General features: G+C 67.6%; 18 protein-coding genes. 9 read left to right on the top strand and 9 right to left on the bottom strand.

Annotation, left to right across the window (positions count from 1 at the left end; all coding sequences use genetic code 11):
• Positions 1-10: 10 nt before the first annotated feature.
• Genes deoC through ACIBTM_RS17895 form a run of 3 tightly spaced genes read left to right on the top strand, consistent with a single transcriptional unit; the run spans position 11 to position 3,281 of the window.
• Complete coding sequence (deoC, locus tag ACIBTM_RS17905; RefSeq protein WP_395877818.1) at positions 11-985, top strand: deoxyribose-phosphate aldolase; 975 nt, start codon at positions 11-13, stop codon at positions 983-985.
• 3 nt (positions 986-988) lie between these two features.
• Positions 989-2,422, top strand: coding sequence for an aldehyde dehydrogenase family protein (locus tag ACIBTM_RS17900; protein WP_395877816.1), 1,434 nt, complete (start codon positions 989-991; stop codon positions 2,420-2,422).
• On the top strand, positions 2,415-3,281 hold the full coding sequence (locus tag ACIBTM_RS17895) for an aldehyde dehydrogenase family protein (protein ID WP_395877814.1): 867 nt from the start codon (positions 2,415-2,417) through the stop codon (positions 3,279-3,281). Before ACIBTM_RS17900 ends, ACIBTM_RS17895 begins: the two co-directional genes overlap by 8 nt.
• Positions 3,282-3,368: 87 nt before the next feature.
• On the opposite strand, the gene ACIBTM_RS17890 is transcribed toward ACIBTM_RS17895, so the two are convergent.
• Positions 3,369-4,007, bottom strand: a complete 639-nt coding sequence (locus ACIBTM_RS17890) for a TetR/AcrR family transcriptional regulator (RefSeq protein ID WP_395877812.1) — start codon at positions 4,005-4,007, stop codon at positions 3,369-3,371.
• Positions 4,008-4,223: 216 nt separating this feature from the next.
• Here ACIBTM_RS17890 and ACIBTM_RS17885 point away from each other — a divergent pair, with 216 nt between their 5' ends.
• Together ACIBTM_RS17885 and ACIBTM_RS17880 are read left to right on the top strand one after the other, a co-directional pair.
• Positions 4,224-5,438 carry a cytochrome P450 gene (locus ACIBTM_RS17885; protein ID WP_395877810.1) on the top strand — a complete coding sequence of 405 codons (1,215 nt, stop codon included), beginning with the start codon at positions 4,224-4,226 and terminating at the stop codon, positions 5,436-5,438.
• Positions 5,439-5,446: 8 nt separating this feature from the next.
• Positions 5,447-5,641 carry a ferredoxin gene (locus ACIBTM_RS17880; protein ID WP_037332400.1) on the top strand — a complete coding sequence of 65 codons (195 nt, stop codon included), beginning with the start codon at positions 5,447-5,449 and terminating at the stop codon, positions 5,639-5,641.
• A 127-nt stretch (positions 5,642-5,768) separates the two neighbouring features.
• On the opposite strand, the gene ACIBTM_RS17875 is transcribed toward ACIBTM_RS17880, so the two are convergent.
• The 4 genes from ACIBTM_RS17875 to ACIBTM_RS17860 are packed head-to-tail and all read right to left on the bottom strand — an operon-like array spanning position 5,769 to position 9,853.
• Entirely contained in the window at positions 5,769-6,584 is an 816-nt protein-coding gene (locus ACIBTM_RS17875; RefSeq protein WP_395877808.1) for a carbohydrate ABC transporter permease, read from the bottom strand.
• A complete protein-coding gene (locus ACIBTM_RS17870) occupies positions 6,581-7,516 on the bottom strand; it encodes a carbohydrate ABC transporter permease (RefSeq protein ID WP_037332403.1) in 936 nt (311 codons plus the stop codon). The genes ACIBTM_RS17875 and ACIBTM_RS17870 overlap by 4 nt, the downstream gene beginning before the upstream one ends.
• Complete coding sequence (locus ACIBTM_RS17865) at positions 7,516-8,856, bottom strand: ABC transporter substrate-binding protein (protein WP_395877806.1); 1,341 nt, start codon at positions 8,854-8,856, stop codon at positions 7,516-7,518. The genes ACIBTM_RS17870 and ACIBTM_RS17865 overlap by 1 nt, the downstream gene beginning before the upstream one ends.
• Entirely contained in the window at positions 8,849-9,853 is a 1,005-nt protein-coding gene (locus ACIBTM_RS17860) for a zinc-dependent alcohol dehydrogenase family protein (protein WP_395877804.1), read from the bottom strand. Before ACIBTM_RS17860 ends, ACIBTM_RS17865 begins: the two co-directional genes overlap by 8 nt.
• Positions 9,854-9,982: 129 nt before the next feature.
• On the opposite strand from ACIBTM_RS17860, the gene ACIBTM_RS17855 reads away from it, so the two are divergent.
• Positions 9,983-10,963 (top strand): sugar-binding transcriptional regulator, encoded by a 981-nt coding sequence (locus tag ACIBTM_RS17855; RefSeq protein ID WP_395877802.1) that lies wholly within the window; start codon positions 9,983-9,985, stop codon positions 10,961-10,963.
• Here ACIBTM_RS17855 and ACIBTM_RS17850 read toward each other — a convergent pair.
• Entirely contained in the window at positions 10,932-11,300 is a 369-nt protein-coding gene (locus ACIBTM_RS17850; RefSeq protein WP_395877800.1) for a winged helix-turn-helix transcriptional regulator, read from the bottom strand. The genes ACIBTM_RS17855 and ACIBTM_RS17850 overlap by 32 nt on opposite strands.
• Positions 11,301-11,375: 75 nt before the next feature.
• Between ACIBTM_RS17850 and ACIBTM_RS17845 the strand changes: the two genes are divergently transcribed.
• Together ACIBTM_RS17845 and ACIBTM_RS17840 are read left to right on the top strand one after the other, a co-directional pair.
• A complete protein-coding gene (locus ACIBTM_RS17845) occupies positions 11,376-11,966 on the top strand; it encodes an NADPH-dependent F420 reductase (RefSeq protein WP_395877798.1) in 591 nt (196 codons plus the stop codon).
• A 54-nt stretch (positions 11,967-12,020) separates the two neighbouring features.
• The gene (locus tag ACIBTM_RS17840) at positions 12,021-12,665 is read left to right on the top strand and encodes a hypothetical protein (protein WP_395877796.1); all 645 of its coding nucleotides are present in this window, start codon (positions 12,021-12,023) and stop codon (positions 12,663-12,665) included.
• 76 nt (positions 12,666-12,741) lie between these two features.
• On the opposite strand, the gene ACIBTM_RS17835 is transcribed toward ACIBTM_RS17840, so the two are convergent.
• A complete protein-coding gene (locus ACIBTM_RS17835; protein WP_395877794.1) occupies positions 12,742-15,246 on the bottom strand; it encodes a DEAD/DEAH box helicase in 2,505 nt (834 codons plus the stop codon).
• Positions 15,247-15,397: 151 nt separating this feature from the next.
• On the opposite strand from ACIBTM_RS17835, the gene ACIBTM_RS17830 reads away from it, so the two are divergent.
• A complete protein-coding gene (locus ACIBTM_RS17830) occupies positions 15,398-16,639 on the top strand; it encodes a primosomal protein (RefSeq protein ID WP_395877792.1) in 1,242 nt (413 codons plus the stop codon).
• Between the two features lie 20 nt (positions 16,640-16,659).
• Here ACIBTM_RS17830 and ACIBTM_RS17825 read toward each other — a convergent pair whose 3' ends face one another.
• Together ACIBTM_RS17825 and ACIBTM_RS17820 are read right to left on the bottom strand one after the other, a co-directional pair.
• On the bottom strand, positions 16,660-17,868 hold the full coding sequence (locus ACIBTM_RS17825) for an MFS transporter (protein ID WP_395877790.1): 1,209 nt from the start codon (positions 17,866-17,868) through the stop codon (positions 16,660-16,662).
• A 65-nt stretch (positions 17,869-17,933) separates the two neighbouring features.
• Complete coding sequence (locus ACIBTM_RS17820; protein WP_395877788.1) at positions 17,934-19,034, bottom strand: adenosine deaminase; 1,101 nt, start codon at positions 19,032-19,034, stop codon at positions 17,934-17,936.
• Between the last annotated feature and the right edge of the window lie 169 nt (positions 19,035-19,203).

Genomic DNA, 19,203 nt, shown 5'->3' with positions numbered 1-19,203 from the left:
ACTCACCCGTATGACAGCTACGACCAGCTCGTCAGCGGCGACGGACACCCCGTCGCCGCTGGCGGACGCGACTCGCGACGAGGCGAGCCTGCGCCGGTTCCTGCACGGGCTGCCTGGTGTCGACCAGGTCGGCGTCGAGCAGCGGGCGGCCGGACTCGGCACGCGCAGCATCAAGAAGGCCGCCAAGCTCTGGGCGATCGACACCGCCATCTCGATGGTCGATCTGACGACCCTCGAAGGCGCCGACACCCAGGGCAAGGTCCGCGCGCTCGCGGCCAAGGCCAAGCGGCCGGACCCGGAACGCCCGGACACCCCGCAGGTCGCGGCCGTCTGCGTGTACCCGGACATGGTCGAGACGGCTGTCGAGGCGCTTCGCGGCACCGGCATCCACGTCGCGAGTGTGGCCACCGGCTTCCCGGCCGGCCGCACGAGCCGCGAGATCAAGCTGGCCGACACCAAGATCGCCGTGGACGCCGGTGCCGCCGAGATCGACATGGTGATCGATCGCGGCGCCTTCCTGGAAGGCCGCTACCTGGAGGTCTTCGAGGAGATCCAGGCCATCAAGGCCGCCTGTGGCGGCGCTCACCTCAAGGTCATCCTCGAAACCGGTGAGCTGGCCACCTACGACAACGTCCGCCGCGCCTCCTGGCTCGCGCTGCTGGCGGGCGGCGACTTCATCAAGACCTCCACCGGCAAGGTCTCGCCCGCCGCGACGCTGCCGGTCACCCACGTGATGCTGCAGGCCGTCCGCGACTGGTTCGTCCAGACCGGTGAACTGCGCGGCGTCAAACCGGCCGGTGGCATCCGGACGACCAAGGACGCGATCAAGTACCTGGTCGCGGTGCACGAGGTCGCCGGCGAGCAGTGGCTGAACCCGGATCTCTTCCGGTTCGGGGCGTCCAGCCTGCTCAACGACCTCCTGCTGCAGCGCCGCACCCAGGCCGACGGCCACTACAGCGGTCCCGACTACGTGACGGTGGACTGATCCATGGGCATCTTCGAGTACGCGCCCGCGCCCGAATCGCGCGACCTCGCGAACCTCAAGTCGCATTACCGGCCGTTCGTGAACGGCGAATTCGTCGACGGCTCTGGCGAGCCGCTCAAGACGATCAACCCGGCCACCGAAGAGGTGCTCGCCGAGGTCGGCACCGCGTCGGTGTCCGATGTGGACATCGCGGTGAAGGCCGCGCGCAAGGCGTACACCGGTGTCTGGTCCAAGATGCCGGGCTCCGAGCGCGCCAAGTACCTCTTCCGCATCGCGCGCCTGATCCAGGAGCGGTCGCGGGAACTGGCCGTGCTGGAAAGTCTCGACAACGGCAAGCCGATCAAGGAATCGCGTGATTCCGACGTGCCGACGGCCGCCGCGCACTTCTTCTATCACGCGGGTTGGGCCGACAAGCTCGATTACGCGGGCTACGGCCCGAACCCGAAGCCGCTCGGCGTCGCGGGACAGGTCATCCCGTGGAATTTCCCGCTGCTGATGCTGGCGTGGAAGATCGCGCCCGCGCTGGCCACCGGCAACACCGTGGTGCTCAAGCCCGCGGAGACCACGCCGCTGACCGCGCTGGTGTTCGCGGAGATCTGCCAGCAGGCCGAACTCCCGCCCGGTGTGGTGAACATCCTGCCCGGCGCCGGGGACATCGGCGCCGCGCTGGTCGGCCACGGCGACGTCGACAAGGTCGCCTTCACCGGATCGACCGAGGTCGGCAAGGCCATCCAGCGCCAGATCGCGGGCACCTCGAAGAAGCTGACGCTGGAGCTGGGCGGCAAGGCGGCGAACGTCGTCTTCGATGACGCTCCGCTGGACCAGGCCGTCGAAGGGATCGTCAACGGGATCTTCTTCAACCAGGGCCACGTCTGCTGCGCGGGCTCGCGGCTGCTGGTGCAGGAGTCCATCGCCGGGGAACTGCTCGAAAAGCTGCGCTACCGCGTCTCGACGCTGCGGCTGGGCGACCCGCTGGACAAGAACACCGACATCGGCGCGATCAACTCCGCCGAGCAGCTCGCGAAGATCAAGGGTCTCGTGGAGTCCGGCGACGCCGAAGGCGCGCAGCGCTGGACCAGCCCGTGCCCGGTACCGGAACGCGGTTTCTTCTTCGCTCCCACGGTGTTCTCCGACGTCCAGCAGTCGATGCGCATCGCCCGCGAGGAGATCTTCGGGCCGGTGCTTTCGGTGCTGACCTTCCGCACGCCGGACGAGGCCGTCACCAAGGCGAACAACACGCCGTACGGGCTCTCGGCCGGAATCTGGACCGAGAAGGGCTCGCGCATTCTCTGGATGGCGAACCAGCTCCGCGCCGGTGTCGTCTGGGCCAACACGTTCAACCGCTTCGATCCCGCCGCGCCGTTCGGCGGCTACCAGGAGTCGGGTTTCGGCCGCGAAGGCGGACGCACCGGACTGGAGGCCTACCTCGATGTCTGACCGTATTTCGGTGGCGAAGACCTACAAGCTCTACATCGGCGGCAAGTTCCCGCGTTCGGAATCGGGCCGGGTGTACCCGGTCACCGACACCAAGGGCAAGTTCCTGGCGAACGCCTCCCACGCGTCGCGCAAGGACGTCCGTGACGCGGTTTCCGCCGCTCGCAAGGCTTTCGGCGGCTGGTCGGCGGCGACCGCGTACAACCGCGGCCAGGTGCTGTACCGGGTGGCGGAGATGCTGGAAGGCCGCCGTGAGCAGTTCGTCGCGGAGGTCTCCGCTTCGGAAGGCGTCGCGGCGAAGAAGGCTCAGTCCCTTGTGGACGCTTCGATCGACCGCTGGGTCTGGTACGCGGGCTGGACGGACAAGATCGCGACCGTGCTCGGCGCGGCCAACCCGGTCGCGGGCCCGTACTTCTCCTTCACCGTGCCGGAACCGACCGGTGTCGTTGGTGTACTGGCGCCGCAGCGGTCGTCGCTGCTGGGGCTGGTGAGCGTGCTGGCCCCGGTGCTGGCGACCGGTTCGACCGCGGTGGTCGTCTCCAGCGCGGACCGGCCGCTGCCCGCGATCACGCTTTCGGAGGTCCTGGCGACCTCCGACCTGCCCGGCGGGGTCGCGAACATCCTGACCGGCCGCGCGTCCGAGCTGGGCTCGTGGCTCGCGTCGCACGGCGACGTCAACGCCCTCGACCCGACCGGCGCGGAGCCGGCCGCGCGGGCGGATCTGGCGCGTGAGGCAGCGGGCACTGTGAAGCGGGTCCTGACCGTCCCGGACGCCGAGCCGGACTGGACCGCTGACGCCGACATCGCGCGGCTTCGGCGATACCTGGAAGCGAAGACGGTCTGGCACCCGCTGGGTGTCTAAGCCGCCCCGTTTTCCGCAGTTGGACACCTGAAGTCCGTGAAGGCCTCCTTGCCTACTTTGAGGGTAGGGAAGGAGGCCTTCACGGACTCACGGGTCCAGATCGGCCCCGGTCAGCGCCCTTCCCGGCAATGACTCGTTCCCGCCGACGGCCCGCAAGCCGTCGATCATGATCCCGATGCACCGCCTCGTCGCCATCCGCGCGACCTCCTCGCCCTTACCGGGCATCTGCCGCAGCAGCGTCGCGAACAGGATCGCGACGTCACCGGTGGCGACGTCCGTCCGGAGCCTGCCCTCCGCCTGCGCGCCCCGGACGAAAGAGTCCATCACCTGGAGTAATTCGTCACGCAGGGCCTTGATCGCGGGGTCACTCTTCAGGATCGCCAGCGCCCGCGGCGACACCATCGCGAGCTGAATGCTCAGCTGGAGCTCCATCGACTGGTGCAGGAGCCGGATCAGGGCGTCCCAGTCCGAAGACTCCTGATCCTTCGCGGCCTTCGCGTCCCTGAGGACCCGGTCGAAATTGTCGACGGCGACGGCCCGGATCAAGGCGTCCCGGTCCGGGAAGCGCCGGTAGAGGGTGCCGACTCCGACGCCCGCCGAACGCGCGATCTCCTCCATCGGGACCTCGGCGCCCTGGGCGGCGAAGATGGCTCTCGCGGCGGCCAGGATCTGATCCCGGTTCCGGCGCGCGTCGGCGCGCAAGCGGGTCTCGGGGTCGGCTGTCATGGTGCTCGCCTCTCGAAGGTCCTTCAGGGCCGTGATTCTCGCACGTAAGGGCGTGCCCCTCACGCCTCCCGGGAAACCACCCCTTCGCGAGTGGACGACCCGTCTCCACTTGAGTACCTTGGATTGCATAAGCGGAATGAATCCATCCGCATATGTTTTGGGGCTCGCTGTCCGATACCGCCCGAACCCACCCGACTTCTGGGGAAGGACAACCCGATGACCGACGTCGAGGAAACCACCGCGACCTTGCCGCTGGCCCGTAAGTGCCCGTTTTCGCCGCCTCCCGAATACGAGAGGCTTCGCGAGGAAAGTCCGATTTCCCGGGTCGGCCTCCCGTCCGGGCAAACGGCTTGGGCGCTCACCCGGCTCGAAGACATCCGCGAAATGCTGAGCAGCCCGCATTTCAGCTCCGACCGGCAGAGCCCGTCGTTCCCGCTGATGGTGGCGCGGCAGATCCGGCGCGAGGACAAGCCGTTCCGCCCGTCCCTCATCGCGATGGACCCACCGGAACACAGCAAGGCCAGGCGTGACGTCGTCGGGGAATTCACCGTCAAGCGCATGAAGGCGCTCCAACCACGAATCCAGCAGATCGTCGACGAACATCTCGACGCCCTGCTCGCGGGCCCCAAACCCGCCGATCTCGTCCAGGCGCTTTCCCTGCCGGTTCCGTCCTTGGTGATCTGCGAACTGCTCGGTGTCCCCTATTCGGACCACGAGTTCTTCCAGTCCTGCAGTTCCCGGATGCTCAGCCGGGAAGTCACCGCCGAAGAACGGATGACCGCGTTCGAGTCGCTCGAGAACTATCTCGACGAACTCGTCACCAAGAAGGAAGCGAACGCCACCGAGGACGACCTCCTCGGCCGCCAGATCCTGAAGCAGCGGGAAACGGGCGAAGCCGACCACGGCGAACTCGTCGGGCTGGCGTTCCTGCTGCTCATCGCCGGACACGAGACCACCGCGAACATGATCTCGCTCGGCACGGTGACCCTGCTGGAAAACCCCGATCAGCTGGCGAAGATCAAGGCGGATCCGGGCAAGACCCTCGCCGCGATCGAGGAACTCCTGCGGGTCTTCACCATCGCGGAGACGGCGACCTCGCGCTTCGCCACGGCGGACGTCGAGATCGGCGGCACGCTCATCCGCGCGGGTGAAGGCGTCGTCGGCCTGAGCAACGCGGGCAACCATGATCCGGAAGGCTTCGAGAACCCGGACGCCTTCGACATCGAGCGGGGCGCACGGCATCACGTCGCCTTCGGATTCGGTGTGCACCAATGCCTCGGCCAGAACTTGGCGAGGTTGGAACTCCAGATCGTGTTCGATACGTTGTTCCGGCGAGTGCCGGGCATCCGGATCGCCGTACCGGTCGACGAACTGCAGTTCAAGCACGATTCGACGATCTACGGCCTCCACGCCCTGCCGGTCACCTGGTAGGAGGAGCCATGAAGATCATCGCGGACACCGGGAAATGTGTGGGTGCGGGACAGTGCGTGCTCACCGATCCCGATCTGTTCGACCAGAACGAGGACGACGGGACGGTCCTCCTGCTGAACGCCGAGCCCGAAGGCGAGGAGGCGGAGGAGAACGCGCGCACCGCCGTGCACATCTGCCCTGGTCAGGCCTTGTCGCTTGCGTGAGACGTGGGGCGTCCTAGGTACATGAAGGCCCCCTTCCTGTACCTAGGCGCAAGCAAGGGGGCCTTCATGTACTTGGCAAGGTCGAGTGTGGCGATTCACGGACCTGACCCGAAACACTCACGAGGCTTTACTTGACCGCGCCCATCGACAGACCCCGCACGAGGTGGTTCTGCGCGATCCAGCCGACGATCATCACCGGCAGCGACGCGAGCAGCGCGGCGGCGGATAGCTGGGCCCAGTACAGGCCCTCGCTGGTGATGAAGCCGACCAGGAACACCGGCACCGTCCCGGCCCGCGCGGCGGTGAGGTTGACCGAATAGAAGAACTCGGTCCACGAGAAGATCACGCAGATCAGCGCGGTCGCCGCCACCCCGGGCGCGACCACCGGCATGATGATCTTCCGGAGCAGGATCGGCAGCGTCGCCCCGTCGATCCGGGCCGCCTCGATCATCTCGTGCGGCACCTCCAGGAAGAACGATCGCATCATCCAGATGGCCAGCGGCAGGTTCATCGAGGTGTACAGGATGATCAGCGCCCATACGTTGTCCAGCAGCTGGGTGTTCTGTGAGATCACGTAAAGCGGGATGATCGCCGCCACGATCGGCAGCATCTTCGTCGACAGGAAGAAGCCGAGCGCGTTGCTCGTCCCCTTCACCGGCGCGAGCGAGAGCGCGTACGCCGCCGGGATTCCCAGCAGCAGCACGAAAAGCGTCGAAACGACGGTCACGAACGCCGAATTCGACAGGTATGGCAGGAATCCGCGTTCGAGTACGCCGGCGAACTGGTCGAGTGTCGGGGTGAAGAGCAGCCGAGGCGGGTCGGTGTAGGCGTCGGCCTCCTGTTTGAAGGCGGTGAGGATCATCCACAGCAGCGGGAACACGAACAGGATCGCGATCACCCAGGTCGCGACCGTCAGCGCGCCCGGGCCGAAGCGGCTTTTCATTTCGCGCCTCCCTGTACCGAGAACGTGCGGAACATCAGCCGCAGCGCGAAGGTCGCGACGATCATCGTCAGGATCACGACGATCACGCCCATCGCGGACGACTGCCCGATGTCGAAACCTTGGAACGCCCGCTGGTAGATGTAGAAGGGCAGGTTCGTGCTGGCCGTCCCCGGGCCGCCTTGTGTCATCAGGAAGATCGCGTCGAAACTGTTGACGATGTAGATCGCGCCCAGCAACGTCGCCAGCTGCAGGAACCGGCTCAGATGCGGCAAGGTGATCGCGGTGAACGTCCGCCAGCGGCCGGCACCGTCGACCGACGCGGCCTCCAGTACGTCCTTCGGCTGGCTTTGGAGCCCGGCCAGGATCAGCAGCATCATGAACGGCGTCCACTGCCAGACGACCTGGGCCATCACGGCGGCCAGCGGGAACTCGGAAAGCCAGTCGACGTCGGTACCGAACACGAAGTGCAGCAACCCGTACGTCGGGTCGAACATCGTCGTCTTCCACAGCAGCGCGCCCGCCGCGGGCAGGATGAGGAACGGTGTGATCAGCAGGGTCCGGACCACGCCGCGGCCGAGGAACTTGCGGTCCAGCAGGATCGCCAGCCCCAGGCCGAGCAGCAGCGAGAAGAACACGCACACCACCGTCAGCACGACGGTGTTCAGCAGCGCCCCGAGGAACGTCGAGTCCGCGAAGACGTCGATGTAGTTCCGCAGCCCGACGAAATGCCGCGAACCCGGCCGCACCAGGTTCCACGACTGGAACGAGTAGAACACCGTCAGCACGAACGGCAACTGCGTCACGGCGACGACGAACAACAGCGCGGGCAGCAGCGGCAGCCGTCGTTTGAACGGTGTATCCGTGCCGCGCTTCGGAGCCGCCTTCTTGGCATGAGCGGGCTCGGGGCGAGCAGGAGCGGAGATCGTGGCCATCACTGCACCTCCTGATACGACTTGCCGACGGTCTGCGCGTACTCCTGCGACTGCTTGAGCGCTTCGTCCACGGTGATCTGGCCCGCGATCGCCGCCGAAAGCTGCTGGCTCACCCGCGTGCCGAGATCCTGGAACTCGGGGATGCCGACGAACTGGATCCCGGGATAGGGCACCGGATTCGCCATCGCCTTGCGCTGGTCGGCGTCCGCGATTCCGTCCAGTGTCGGCTGCGCGTAGGCCTTGGCGGCCTCGCGGTACTGAGGGATGTCGTAGGTCGACTTCCGCACGCCCGGCGGAACCCGGTTCCAGTCGCCGAACTCCTGGGCGACTCGCTGCACGTACGCCTTGTCGGTCATCCAGGACATGAACTTGAAGGCGATGTCCTTGTGCTTCGCGACCTTGGGGATCGCCAAAGCCCAGGTGTAGAGCCAGCCGCTCGCCTGTGTCTTCTCCACCGGCGCCGGCGCGTAGCCGGACTTCCCGACGACCTTGCTGGCCGACGGGTCCTCGTTCGTGCCCGCCATGACCGTGGCGTCGTACCACATCGCGGCCTGGCCCTGGGTGTACCGCGTGCCGCATTCGGAGAAGCCCGCGCTCGACGCGCCGACCTCGCCGTGGTTCCGCACGAGGTTCACGTAGAACTCGGCGGCGGCCTTGAACTCGGGGCTGGTCAGCTTCGCGTTCCAGTCCTTGTCGAACCACTGCGCGCCGAAGGTGTTGGCGACCGTGGTGAACGGCGCGAGGCTCTCACCCCAGCCGGGCTTGCCGCGCAGGCAGATCCCGGCGATGCCCTTGGCCTTGTCGTCGAGTTTCGCGGCGTACTCGGCGATCTGGGTCCACGTCGGTTTGGCGGGCATGGTGATCCCGGCCTGCTCGAACAGATCCTTCCGGTAGGCCAGGAACGACGACTCGCCGTAGAACGGCACCGCGTACATGGAACCGTTGTGTGACAAGGATTCCTTGATACTCGGGATGAAGTCGCCCGCGTCGTAGGCGGGATTCGCCGCGATATGCGGTTCGAGGTTTTCGAGCCAGCCGTTCGCGGCCCACTGCGGCGCCTCGTAGTTGCTGATCATGACGACGTCGAACTCGCCGCCTTCGGTGGCCGTCGACGCGGTGATCTTCGCGCGCGCCTGGTTCTCGGGAAGCGACACGAATTTGAGGCTGACGCCGGGATTCGCTTTCTCGAACTCGCCGGAAAGCTCGATGGCGTCCTTCATCTGCGGGTTCGCGACGATCGCGACGACGAGCGTCCGGTCGCCCGTCCCCAGCGCGCCCGCACCGGCGCATCCGGTGAGGCTCAACAGGAGTACCGCGAACAGAGCGGCTGCTTTACGCACTTTCGCCTCCCGGTATGACCTGCACCTTCAAGCCGGCGCCGCTGCGCATGAGGGCGAGAGCGTCGGGGTACTGCTCCAGCGGCAGGGTGTCGGTGAGCAGCGCGGCGGTGTCGACGGCGCCGTCGGCGACCAGATCGAGCGCGGCACCGAAGCTGTTCATGACGGCCATCGAGCCGACGACGGTGATCTCGTCGTTGTAGATCCGGAACGGCGAAAGCGCGACGCGTGCTTCGGCGGGCGCGACCCCGAAGACCAGCAGACGGCCTCCGCGCTGAAGCGAGTCGAAAGCGGCTTCGATGGCGGGCGCGGCCCCGGTGCAGTCCGCGGCGGCGTCGAACTTCTCGTCGTCCAGGTCCTTCACGTCACCCGCGACGGCGGCCGCGCCGAGGTCCATGGCCCGGCCGAGCCGAGCGGTGTTGCGGTCGACCACCGTGACCTGGGCGCCCGCGCGCTGCAGCAACTGCTGCATGATCAGCCCCATCGTGCCCGCGCCGACGACGAGGAACCGCTCCCCCGCCTCGACCCCGATCCGGCGCACGCCGTGGACCGCGCAGGAGACCGGCTCGACGAGGGCGCCCTGTTCCCAGGTCATCGTGTCCGGCATGCGGTAGCAGTTCGCGGAGGGAACGGCGACGTATTCGGCGAAAGCGCCGTCGACGGTGTCGCCGGTGGCGTTCCAGTTCTCGCAGAGGTTGCCGCGGCCGGACCGGCATGGCTTGCAGTAGCCGCAGAAGAGCGACGGGTCGACCGCCACCCGGTCGCCGATCTTCCAGCCACCCGGCACGTCCGCGCCGAGTTCGACGATCTCGCCGGCGAACTCGTGGCCGGGGACGATCGGATAGGGCGTCGGCGGGAAATGCCCGTCGGCGATGTGGAGGTCGGTCCCGCAGATCCCGCAGGCACCCACCTTGACGACGACCTGGCGGTCCCCCGGTTTCGGGTCGGGTACCTCGCCGACCCTGATCTCCCCGGGCTTGTCCACGATCGCGGCACGCATGCCAGCTCCTCTTCTCTCCGCTCAAATGAGCGGGCTGGGCTTATGCTTCGGACTGCATGTGCAGGCATGGTGAACTTTTCGCAGTTGTTACGTCAACCTTTCGGGCTGATTTCGGGCTATAGTGCTCATATGAGCGGGAAGAAACAGGGTCCCGGCCTGGTGGAGTCGCTGCGCCTCGCCGCGGTGGCCCGGCGGTTCTACGAACAGGGCGCCTCGAAACTGGAGATCGCCGAAGAGTTCGGGATCAGCCGGTTCAAGGTCGCGCGAATGCTGGACACAGCCAGGGAAAACGGCATCGTCACGGTCGAGTTCCGGCTGCCGGTGCCGGTCGATCTCGCGCTGTCCGAGGAGATCCGCGCCGCGTACCGGCTGGACCGGGTCCTGGTGCTCGAACGAGCGCCGGAACCGGAATCCCGCGAGGTGGCCAGGCGCAAGATCGGCACCCTCGCCGCCCGCCTGTTGACCGAAATCGTCACTCCGGGCGATGTTCTCGGTCTTTCTTGGGCACGTTCGGTGAACGCGATGACCGCCGCGATCGAGTCGCTGCCGAAATGCCCGATCGTGCAACTGTGCGGCGTGCAGGCGGGCATGGACATGCGCGACCGGTCGGTGGAGACGGTCAGCCGGGTCGCCTCCGTCTCGGGCGGCGAGCCGTACCCGATCTTCGGCCCGCTCGTCCTCCCCGACCGCCGCACCACCGAGACACTGCGCAGGCAGCCGGGCATCGCGGAGACCTTCGGGCAGTTCAAGAACCTGACCAAGGCCGTCGTCAGCATCGGCGCATGGAAGCCCGAAGAGTCGACGGTGTACGACGCGCTCGACGAGGCCGAGCGGAGCGCGATCGCGAAACGCGGTGCCAAGGCCGAAGTTTCGGCGCGTCTGTTCGACGCCGACGGGAACCCGATGTCCACCGGGCTGGCCCACCACGTGCTGGCCATCAGCGCCGAAGAGCTGCTGGCGGTACCCGAGGTGATCGCGCTGGGCTACACGGAACCGAAGGCCGAAGCGATAGACGCCGTCCTGCGTTCGGGGATGGTCTCGACGCTGATCACCGACGCCGCCGCGGCCGTCCCGCTGCTCAGGCTGGCCGAGGCTCGCCCGCTCCCCTAGCCGCCTCGTCCTGGGCCGCCATCACCTCGTCGCCGTACCGGAACGCCCACTCCCCGAAAGCCTCGATAGGCCCCAGCAAGCTGGTCCCGAGATCCGTCAGCGAGTACTCGACCTTCGCCGTCCGCCCGCAGTCGCGCCGGTGGACGAGCCCGTTGGACTCCAGCCGCCGGACCGTCTCCGTGAGCACCTTCGTGCTGATCCCGCCCAGTCGTCGCCGCAGTTCGGCGGGGCGCGACGGTCCTTCGCGCAGGGCCCACAGCACGACCGGGTTCCACGTGTTCGCCATCAGGTCGAAGGCCAGCCGGGCACGGCAATCGGCGAGGAAGACGTCGTTCATCGGACCTCCGGTAACCATTCGGTACCCGCGCGGCTTTCTACGGTCGGTGTCGTACTCGATCTTAGGGAGCAGCACATGCGTATCGGTATTTTCGGGGCGGGCGGGATGGCGGAGGCGCTCGGCGGGCAGTGGTCGGCGCACGACGTGATGGTCGCGGCGCGCGATCGGGCCAAGGCCGCCAGGATCTCCGCCCGGGTGGGGACCTGGGCGGAGACCGCCCGCGCGAGCGACGTGATCCTGGTGGCCGTCCCCGCCGCTTCGGCACCGGAAGTCCTTGCCGCGGCGGGGGATCTCACCGGGAAGGTGCTGATCGACTGCACGAACGCGGTCGGCCCCGGCGCCGTGCTCACGGTCCCCGGCCAGGCCGCCCGGATCGCCGCCGCCGCACCCGGCGCGCACGTGGTCAAGGCGTTCAACCTGTGCCACGTGGACGTGTGGCGGATGACCCCGCCCGTATTCGGCGGGCGCCCGCTCGCGGTGCCGCTCTGCGGTCCGCCGGAGGCCGTCGAAGTGGTGAGTTCCCTGGTCCGCGACATCGGCTGCACGCCGCTGAACGCCGGCGGGCTCGACCGGGCCGCGCTCATGGAGGCGACGATGGCGTTCATGGTCGGGCTCTGGTTCGACGGCCACGACGCCCAGGCCTGCTTCCCGCCCCTTCCGGTGTGATTTCAGGGTCGTCCCCGATGCGCCGGACCGGGCGGTCACGCGAACCTGTGCGCCATGCGGACGAAGACGTGGCGACAGCTGACCGTGTGGCTGCACGTCGTCACTTCGGTGGGCTGGATGGGCCAAGCCTTGGCCCTGTTCACCCTCCTGGCGATCGGCCGCACGAGCGAGGACGGCGAGATCCGCGTCGCGGCGACGTCGATGGCGCACGAGATCGACTCGTTCCTGCTGGCTCCGCTGGCCAACGCGTCGGCCTTCACCGGCTTCATGCTCGCCGCGGCGACGGCCTGGGGGTTCACCCGGCACTGGTGGGTGCTGGCGAAGTTCGCGATCACGCTCGTCCAGCTCTACGCCGGGATCTTCCTGCTGTCGGGCGCTTTGCGGGATTCCGTCGGCGCGGCGCGGGCCGGTGACCCGCCGCCGGTGGCGCTGGTCGCCGGAACCGCGCTGATGGCGAGCGCGCTGGCTTTCCAGACGTGGCTTTCGGTGGCGAAGCCGTGGGGCAAGGTCCGGACCGGCGCGAAACTCCCGACGGCACCTACATGGGTTTTCGTCGCCGCGGTCCTCGCGCCGCTCACCGACATCACGGTGGGCCTGCTCCTGGGCTATCCGCTGCCCGCGCTGTCCCTGGTCGTGCTGACCGTGCGGCTGGTCCGCCGCCGCCGTCTGCTCACCCGGGAAGCCGCCCCCGCACGCTAGGAACGGTCCTTTCCTTGCGAAATTTGCAAGGAAAGGACCGTTCATTGCATCCGTGAGCGAGGAGAAGCGGCCCGCGTCAGAGCTGGTCCACCGCCGTGATCCGGACGACCGCCGAGCCAGCCTCGTCCGAAGCCGCCAGGTCGATCTCCGCGCTGATACCCCAGTCGTGGTCACCCGCCGGGTCGTCGAAGATCTGCCGCACCCGCCAGATCTCCGCCTCCTGCTCGATGATCAGCAGCTTCGGCCCGCGCGCGTCCGGCCCGATACCGAGGGTTTCGTGCTCGTCGTAGTAGTCCTCGACGGCGTCTTCCCACGCGTCCGCGTCCCAGCCCGACGCGGCGTCGAGTTCGCCCAGCGTGTCGTAGGCCCGTCGCGAAGCCAGCTCCACCCGGCGGAACAGCTCGTTCCGCACGAGCACCCGGAACGCCCGCTCGTTCCGCGTGACCGCGGGCGGCTCGGACGGCGGCCGCGTCGAGACCGGGCCTTCCTCTTCCGGATGCCGCAAGGCCTCCCACTCGTCCAGGAGGCTGGAGTCGACCTGGCGCACGAGTTCGCCGAGCCATTCGATGAGGTCCTGCAACCCCTCGTTCTTGGCCTCGTCGGGCACCGTGTGCCGCAGCGAGTCGTAGGTGTCGGTGAGGTACCGCAGCACCAGCCCTTCCGAGCGGGCGAGCTGGTAGAAGCCGATGTACTCCACGAAGTTCATCGCGCGCTCGTACATGTCGCGCACGACGGACTTCGGCTTGAGCTCGTAGTCCTCGACCCACGGATGCCCCTGCCGGTAGCGGGAATACGCCGCCTCCAGCAGTTCCTCCAGCGGCTTCGGGTACGTGACGTTTTCGAGCAGCTCCATCCGCTCGTCGTACTCGATGCCCTCGGCCTTCATCGCCTGCACGGCCTCGCCGCGCGCCTTGAACTGCTGCTGCGACAGCACCGGCCTCGGATTGTCCACAGTGGATTCCACAATGGACACGACGTCGAGCGGATAGGACGGCGACTCGACGTCGAGGAGTTCGATCGCCGCCAGCGCGAACGGCGAAAGCGGCTGGTTCAGCGCGAAATCGAACTGCAGGTCCACGGTCAGCCGGACGATGCGGCCCTGCTCGTCGGGCTCGTCGAGTCGTTCCACGACACCGGCCGCGAGCAGCGCGCGGTAGATCGCGATCGCGCGCAGGATCAGTTTCCGCTGGGCGGGCCGGTCGGAGTGGTTGTCCTCCAGCAGATGCCGCATCGAGTCGAACGCGTTGCCCGGCCGGGAGATCACGTTCAGCAGCATCGAGTGGCTGACGTGGAAACTCGACGTCAGCGGTTCCGGCTCCGCCGCGATCAGCCGGTCGAAGGTGCTCTCCGTCCAGTTGACGAACCCTTCGGGGGCCTTCTTGCGGACGATCTTCTTTTTCTTCTTGGGATCGTCGCCCGCCTTCTCCAGCGCCTTGGCGTTTTCGACGACGTGGTCCGGCGCCTGCACGACGACGTAGCCGTCGGTGTCGTACCCGGCGCGGCCCGCGCGCCCGGCGATCTGGTGGAACTCGCGCGCCTTGAGATGCCGTTGCCGCACGCCGTCGTACTTCGTCAGCGCTGAAAAGACCACTGTGCGGATCGGTACGTTGATGCCGACGCCGAGCGTGTCGGTCCCGCAGATCACCTTCAGCAGCCCGGCTTGCGCCAGCTGCTCGACGAGGCGCCGGTACTTCGGCAGCATGCCGGCGTGGTGCACGCCGATACCGTGCCGGACCAGCCTCGACAGCGTCTTCCCGAACCCGGCCGAGAAGCGGAAGTCGCCGAGCATCTCGGCGATGGCCTCCTTCTCCGCCTTCGAGGTGACGTTGATGCTCATCAGCGTCTGCGCGCGCTCGATCGCCGCGGCCTGCGAGAAGTGCACGACGTAGACCGGCGACTGCCCGCCGTTGAGCAGTTCGGACATCGTCTCGTGCAACGGCGTCAGCGCGTAGCGGAAGGTGAGCGGCACCGGCCGCTCCACCGAGGTGACCACCGCCGTCGGGCGGCCGGTCCGGCGGGTGAGGTCCTTCTCGAAGAACGAGACGTCGCCCAGCGTGGCCGACATCAGCACGAACTGTGCCTTCGGCAGTTCCAGCAGCGGCACCTGCCAGGCCCAGCCGCGATCCGGCTCCGAATAGAAGTGGAACTCGTCCGCGATGACCTGCCCGACCGGCGCGTCGGCACCGAAGCGCAACGCCATGTTCGCCAGGATTTCCGCCGTGCAGCAGATGATCGGCGCGTCGGCGTTGACCGCCGAGTCGCCGGTCATCATGCCGACGTTGTCCGCGCCGAAGATCTCGATGAGCTGGAAGAACTTCTCCGAGACGAGCGCCTTGATGGGTGCCGTGTAGTAGCTGCGGCGGCCGTGGGCGAGCGCGGTGAAGTGCGCCCCGACGGCGACCAGGCTCTTACCGGAGCCCGTCGGAGTCGACAGGATCAGGTTCGCCCCGGAGACCACCTCGATGATGGCCTCTTCCTGCGCGGGGTACAGCTCCAGCCCGCGCTCGGCCGTCCAGGTGGAGAAGGCTTCGAACAGCGAGTCGGGGTCGGGATCCGCAGGCAGGAGGTCTGTAAGTGTCATCAGAAGGCCTATCGTGCCATCCGTTGGTCGCTTCTTGCCCAGGGGTGATCGCGCCCATCGGCGGAAACCCGTAGGCTTCGCGGTACCGCGCACCTTCCGGGCACCATCACCCGGCCGCGCACACAGGCGGTAATCCGAGAGGGCTAAAGGAATGGCACAGGACATCATCCCGATCGAACTCGGCCTGCCACAGGGTGACGTCGTCACCCTCTGGGCGCCGCGCTGGCGGGAAGACGGCGAGGAGTGGGAAGCCTTCCTCGGCGACGAGGAAGACCTGTACGCCTTCCCGGACGCCGCGCATCTCGCCGCCTTCGTGCGGACCTCCGAGCAGCACGACCTGCTCGACCACCCCGCGTGGGAGGTCGTCCCGGCGCTGAACGTGCCCGAGCTCATCCCCGACGACGACCACACCTACGACCTGGTGGGCGTCCCCGAGCTGGTCGCCGAGAAGCCGGACCAGTGGACGCTGGGCGAGCTGGCCGAGATCATCGGCATCGTGCGTTCGCTCGCGGACGTGTGCGAGCTCGACGAGGTCCACGAAGTCCTCGACGCGCACGAGAGCTTCTCGCTGCTGGACCAGGGCACGCTGCCCTTCTCCGGCCGCGACGGCGAGCGCCTCTGGGCGGACCTGTCGCAGGCGGTCTCCGAGAAGTGGGACACCGTCCTCGACGCGATCGACGGCCTGGTGACCGTCCCCGACGTCGACGAGAAGGTGCTGGAGCAGACGGCGGAGGAGCTCGCGACCTTCCTCGCGGAGTCCGCCGAGGCCGAAGCGGCCGCCGCCGACGCGGACCTCGTGGACGATGACGACGAAGACGAGGAAGACGACGAGCCCGTCGGCTTCTGGGGCGAGGTCGGCATCGACCCGATCAAGATCATCACCTCGGGCGCCGAGTACTACACGCTGCGCTGCTACCTCGACGACAAGCCGATCTTCCTCGGCAGCGAAGGCGAGATCGACGTCTTCACCTCCGAGAAGGCCCTCATCCGCGCGATCGCGGACGGCAAGGAGCTGGCGGACAACGACCTCGCCGGAGTGTCCACTTGGGACGAGGTGACCACGAAGGCCACCGCGGGCGAGCTCGAGATCGAGGTCGACACCGAGAACACCTACGTGCTCAACGGGATCGCCGACGACATCGCCGAAGGCCCGGAGTCGATCGACCCGACCCAGCTGGAGCTGGCCGTCGAGCTGATCACCGACGCCGCCGAGTGGGCCGAAGACGACAGCGTCGAAACCGCGCTGGCCGCCAACGAAAGCCTCGGCTGGCTGGTGTCGTTCGTCCTGCGGCCGGACCCGTCGCGGCTTGAGCCGAGCGCTCCGTTCGACGCCGAGCAGTCCGAGTGGCGGAAGCTCGTCGAGACCTTCGAAAACCGCCTCACGGTTCTCTGATCCACCCGTGAAAGGGCCCCTCAGGTTCGTCCTGAGGGGCTCTTTTCGTCTCTGACCGGCACCAGCGCCACGGCCAACGCGGGGAACACCGCGGCGACGCAGAAGGCCAGCGCGTACCGCGAATCACCGATCACGAGGCCCAGCATCGGCGGTGTCAGCGCGGCGGCGATGTTCTGGCCGGTGTTCTGCGTGCCCATCGCCCGCCCCGCCCACGCGAGCCCGGCCATCTCGGCCGACGCGGTGAACCCGAGCCCGTTGTCGGACACGGTGATCACCGCGGCCAGGACGAGCGCCGGCAGTACCAGCCACGGCCACGTCGCGTCGCCGAGCGCGACCAGCAGCATCACCGCGGCGCTCGTGATCGCCAGCTGCCGCATCGGCCGCAGCCTGCTGCCGACGCGGTCGGACCAGTAGCCCGACACCAGCCTGCCCAGCGCGCCGAGGATCTGGACGGCGCCGACGAACCAGCCCGCGGACGCCGCCGTCCAGCCGTGCATGGTCACCAGGTACACGGGGGTGAACGCGGAGACCGTGAACTGCGGGACGACGAGCAGCGCGCTCGCGCCGTGGACCCGCCACAACGCCGGCCTCCGGTACGGCGACGGCGGTTTCTCCCCCTTGCCCGCTTCGGCCTCCGGGCGCGGCGGGTCGACCAGGAGCCAGGCGACCAGGAGCGCGACACCGAGCGCGGTCAGCGCGGGCAGCAGAAGCGAGACCTGGAACCCCCAGCGGTCCGCGAGCGGCGGGAGACCGAAGGCGGCGACGCCCACCCCGAGCGGCTGGGCCATCTGGCGGATGCCCATCGCGAAACCGCGTTCGGCCGGGCCGAACCAGCCCAGGACGGCCCGGCCGCTCGCGGCGTTCACTGACGCGGTGCTCGCGCCGGCGAGCAAGAACACCCCAAAGAGGGTCCCGAGCGAGTGATCACCGGCGGCCGCGTACACGAGGAGTAACCCCGAGACGCCGAGTCCGAGGGCCATTACCAAACGCTCTCCGTAACGGTCCGCGGCCGCGCCCCACAGGATCAAGGTGAACAGCAGGCCAAGGCTCGGCGCCGCGACCACGGTTCCCGCTTCGGCGAGCGTAAGACCCTCCGCACGCTGCATCGACGGCACCAGGAACGGGAGCCCGTAGAGGAACGAACAGCTCGCGGTCTGCGCGGCGAGGCCGAGCGCGAGGATGAGCCAGCGCCGTTTGCCGCCGATCCCCACGTCCACGACCTGCGTCATCTCCGCCACCGTTTCACTATTTGAGATAGTTCTCCTACATAGTGAACGATAGTTGTCGCTGCTAACTAACGCAAGGCCGCGTACCCGGGCTTGATGACCGTGTTGATGATGTCGAGCCGCTGGTCGAAATCGAGGAAGGCGGATTTCATCGCATTGATCGTGAACCACTCGAGATCGGGCAACCCGAAGCCGAACGCCTCGCTCAGTGCCGCGAATTCGCTGGTCATCGAGCAGCCGCTCATCAGCCGGTTGTCGGTGTTGACGGTGACCCGGAACCGCAGCCTGGCGAGCAGGCCGATGGGATGCTCGCCGATCGAGCGCGCCGCTCCCGTCTGGACATTGGACGTGGGGCAGATCTCGAGGGGGATCCGCCGGTCGCGGACGTAGGCGGCCAACCGTCCCAAATGGACCGTGCCGTCACTGCCGGTCTTGATGTCGTCGACGATGCGCACGCCGTGGCCCAGCCGCTCCGCGCCGCAATGCTGAATCGCCTCCCAAATGGACGCGAGCCCGAACGCCTCCCCGGCATGAATGGTGAAATGCGCATTATTCGTCCGCAGGAACTCGAATGCGTCGAGATTTCTGGTAGGCGGAAATCCGTCTTCCGGTCCGGCGATGTCGAACCCGACCACGCCGGCGTCGCGGTAGCGCACGGCGAGGCCGGCGATCTCCAGCGCCCTGGCGTGCTGGCGCATCGCGCAGAGCAACGTCCCGACGCGGATCCGGCCGCCGTCGGCCGCCACTCTCCGTTCACCTTCGGCGAACCCGGCCTGAATCGCCTCGACCACCGCATCGAGTGACAGTCCGCGTTCGACGAAGAGTTCGGGGGCATAACGCACCTCGGCGTAGACGACGCCGTCGGCCGCGAGGTCTTCCACCGCCTCGGCGGCCACTCTGACCAGCGCTTCCTCGGTCTGCATGACACCGCAGGTATGCGCGAACGTCTCAAGGTACGAGACGAGGGAGCCGGAATCGGCGGCCTCGCGGAACCATCGGCCGAGTTCCACGGGATCGGTGGCCGGCAAGGCTTCGTAGCCGGTCTGTTCGGCGAGTTCGGCGACGGTGGCGGGACGCAATCCACCGTCCAGGTGGTCGTGGAGGAGAACCTTGGGAGCGCGGGCCAGTACCGCCTGGGGGATGCCGGGTCTGCTGCTTTCAGAGGACATACGTAACGGTAACCAGCTTGTCATTCCCCTACATGGCTGTAAGTCTCATGCTTGACTTAACCCTCGGCTTTGTGGATCACCGGCTGAATCGGCCATCAGGGCAGAGCTCGGCATTGTCCGATACCCGGGGGCCATACGCAGAGCAATTTCGCAATGGATAAGCTTCACG

Origin of the sequence: Amycolatopsis sp. NPDC049868, assembly GCF_044461365.1 — a bacterium.
Lineage (GTDB): Bacteria > Actinomycetota > Actinomycetes > Mycobacteriales > Pseudonocardiaceae > Amycolatopsis.
Note: the sequence above shows the minus strand (reverse complement) of the source record. Positions and strands in the feature narration are given on the sequence as shown.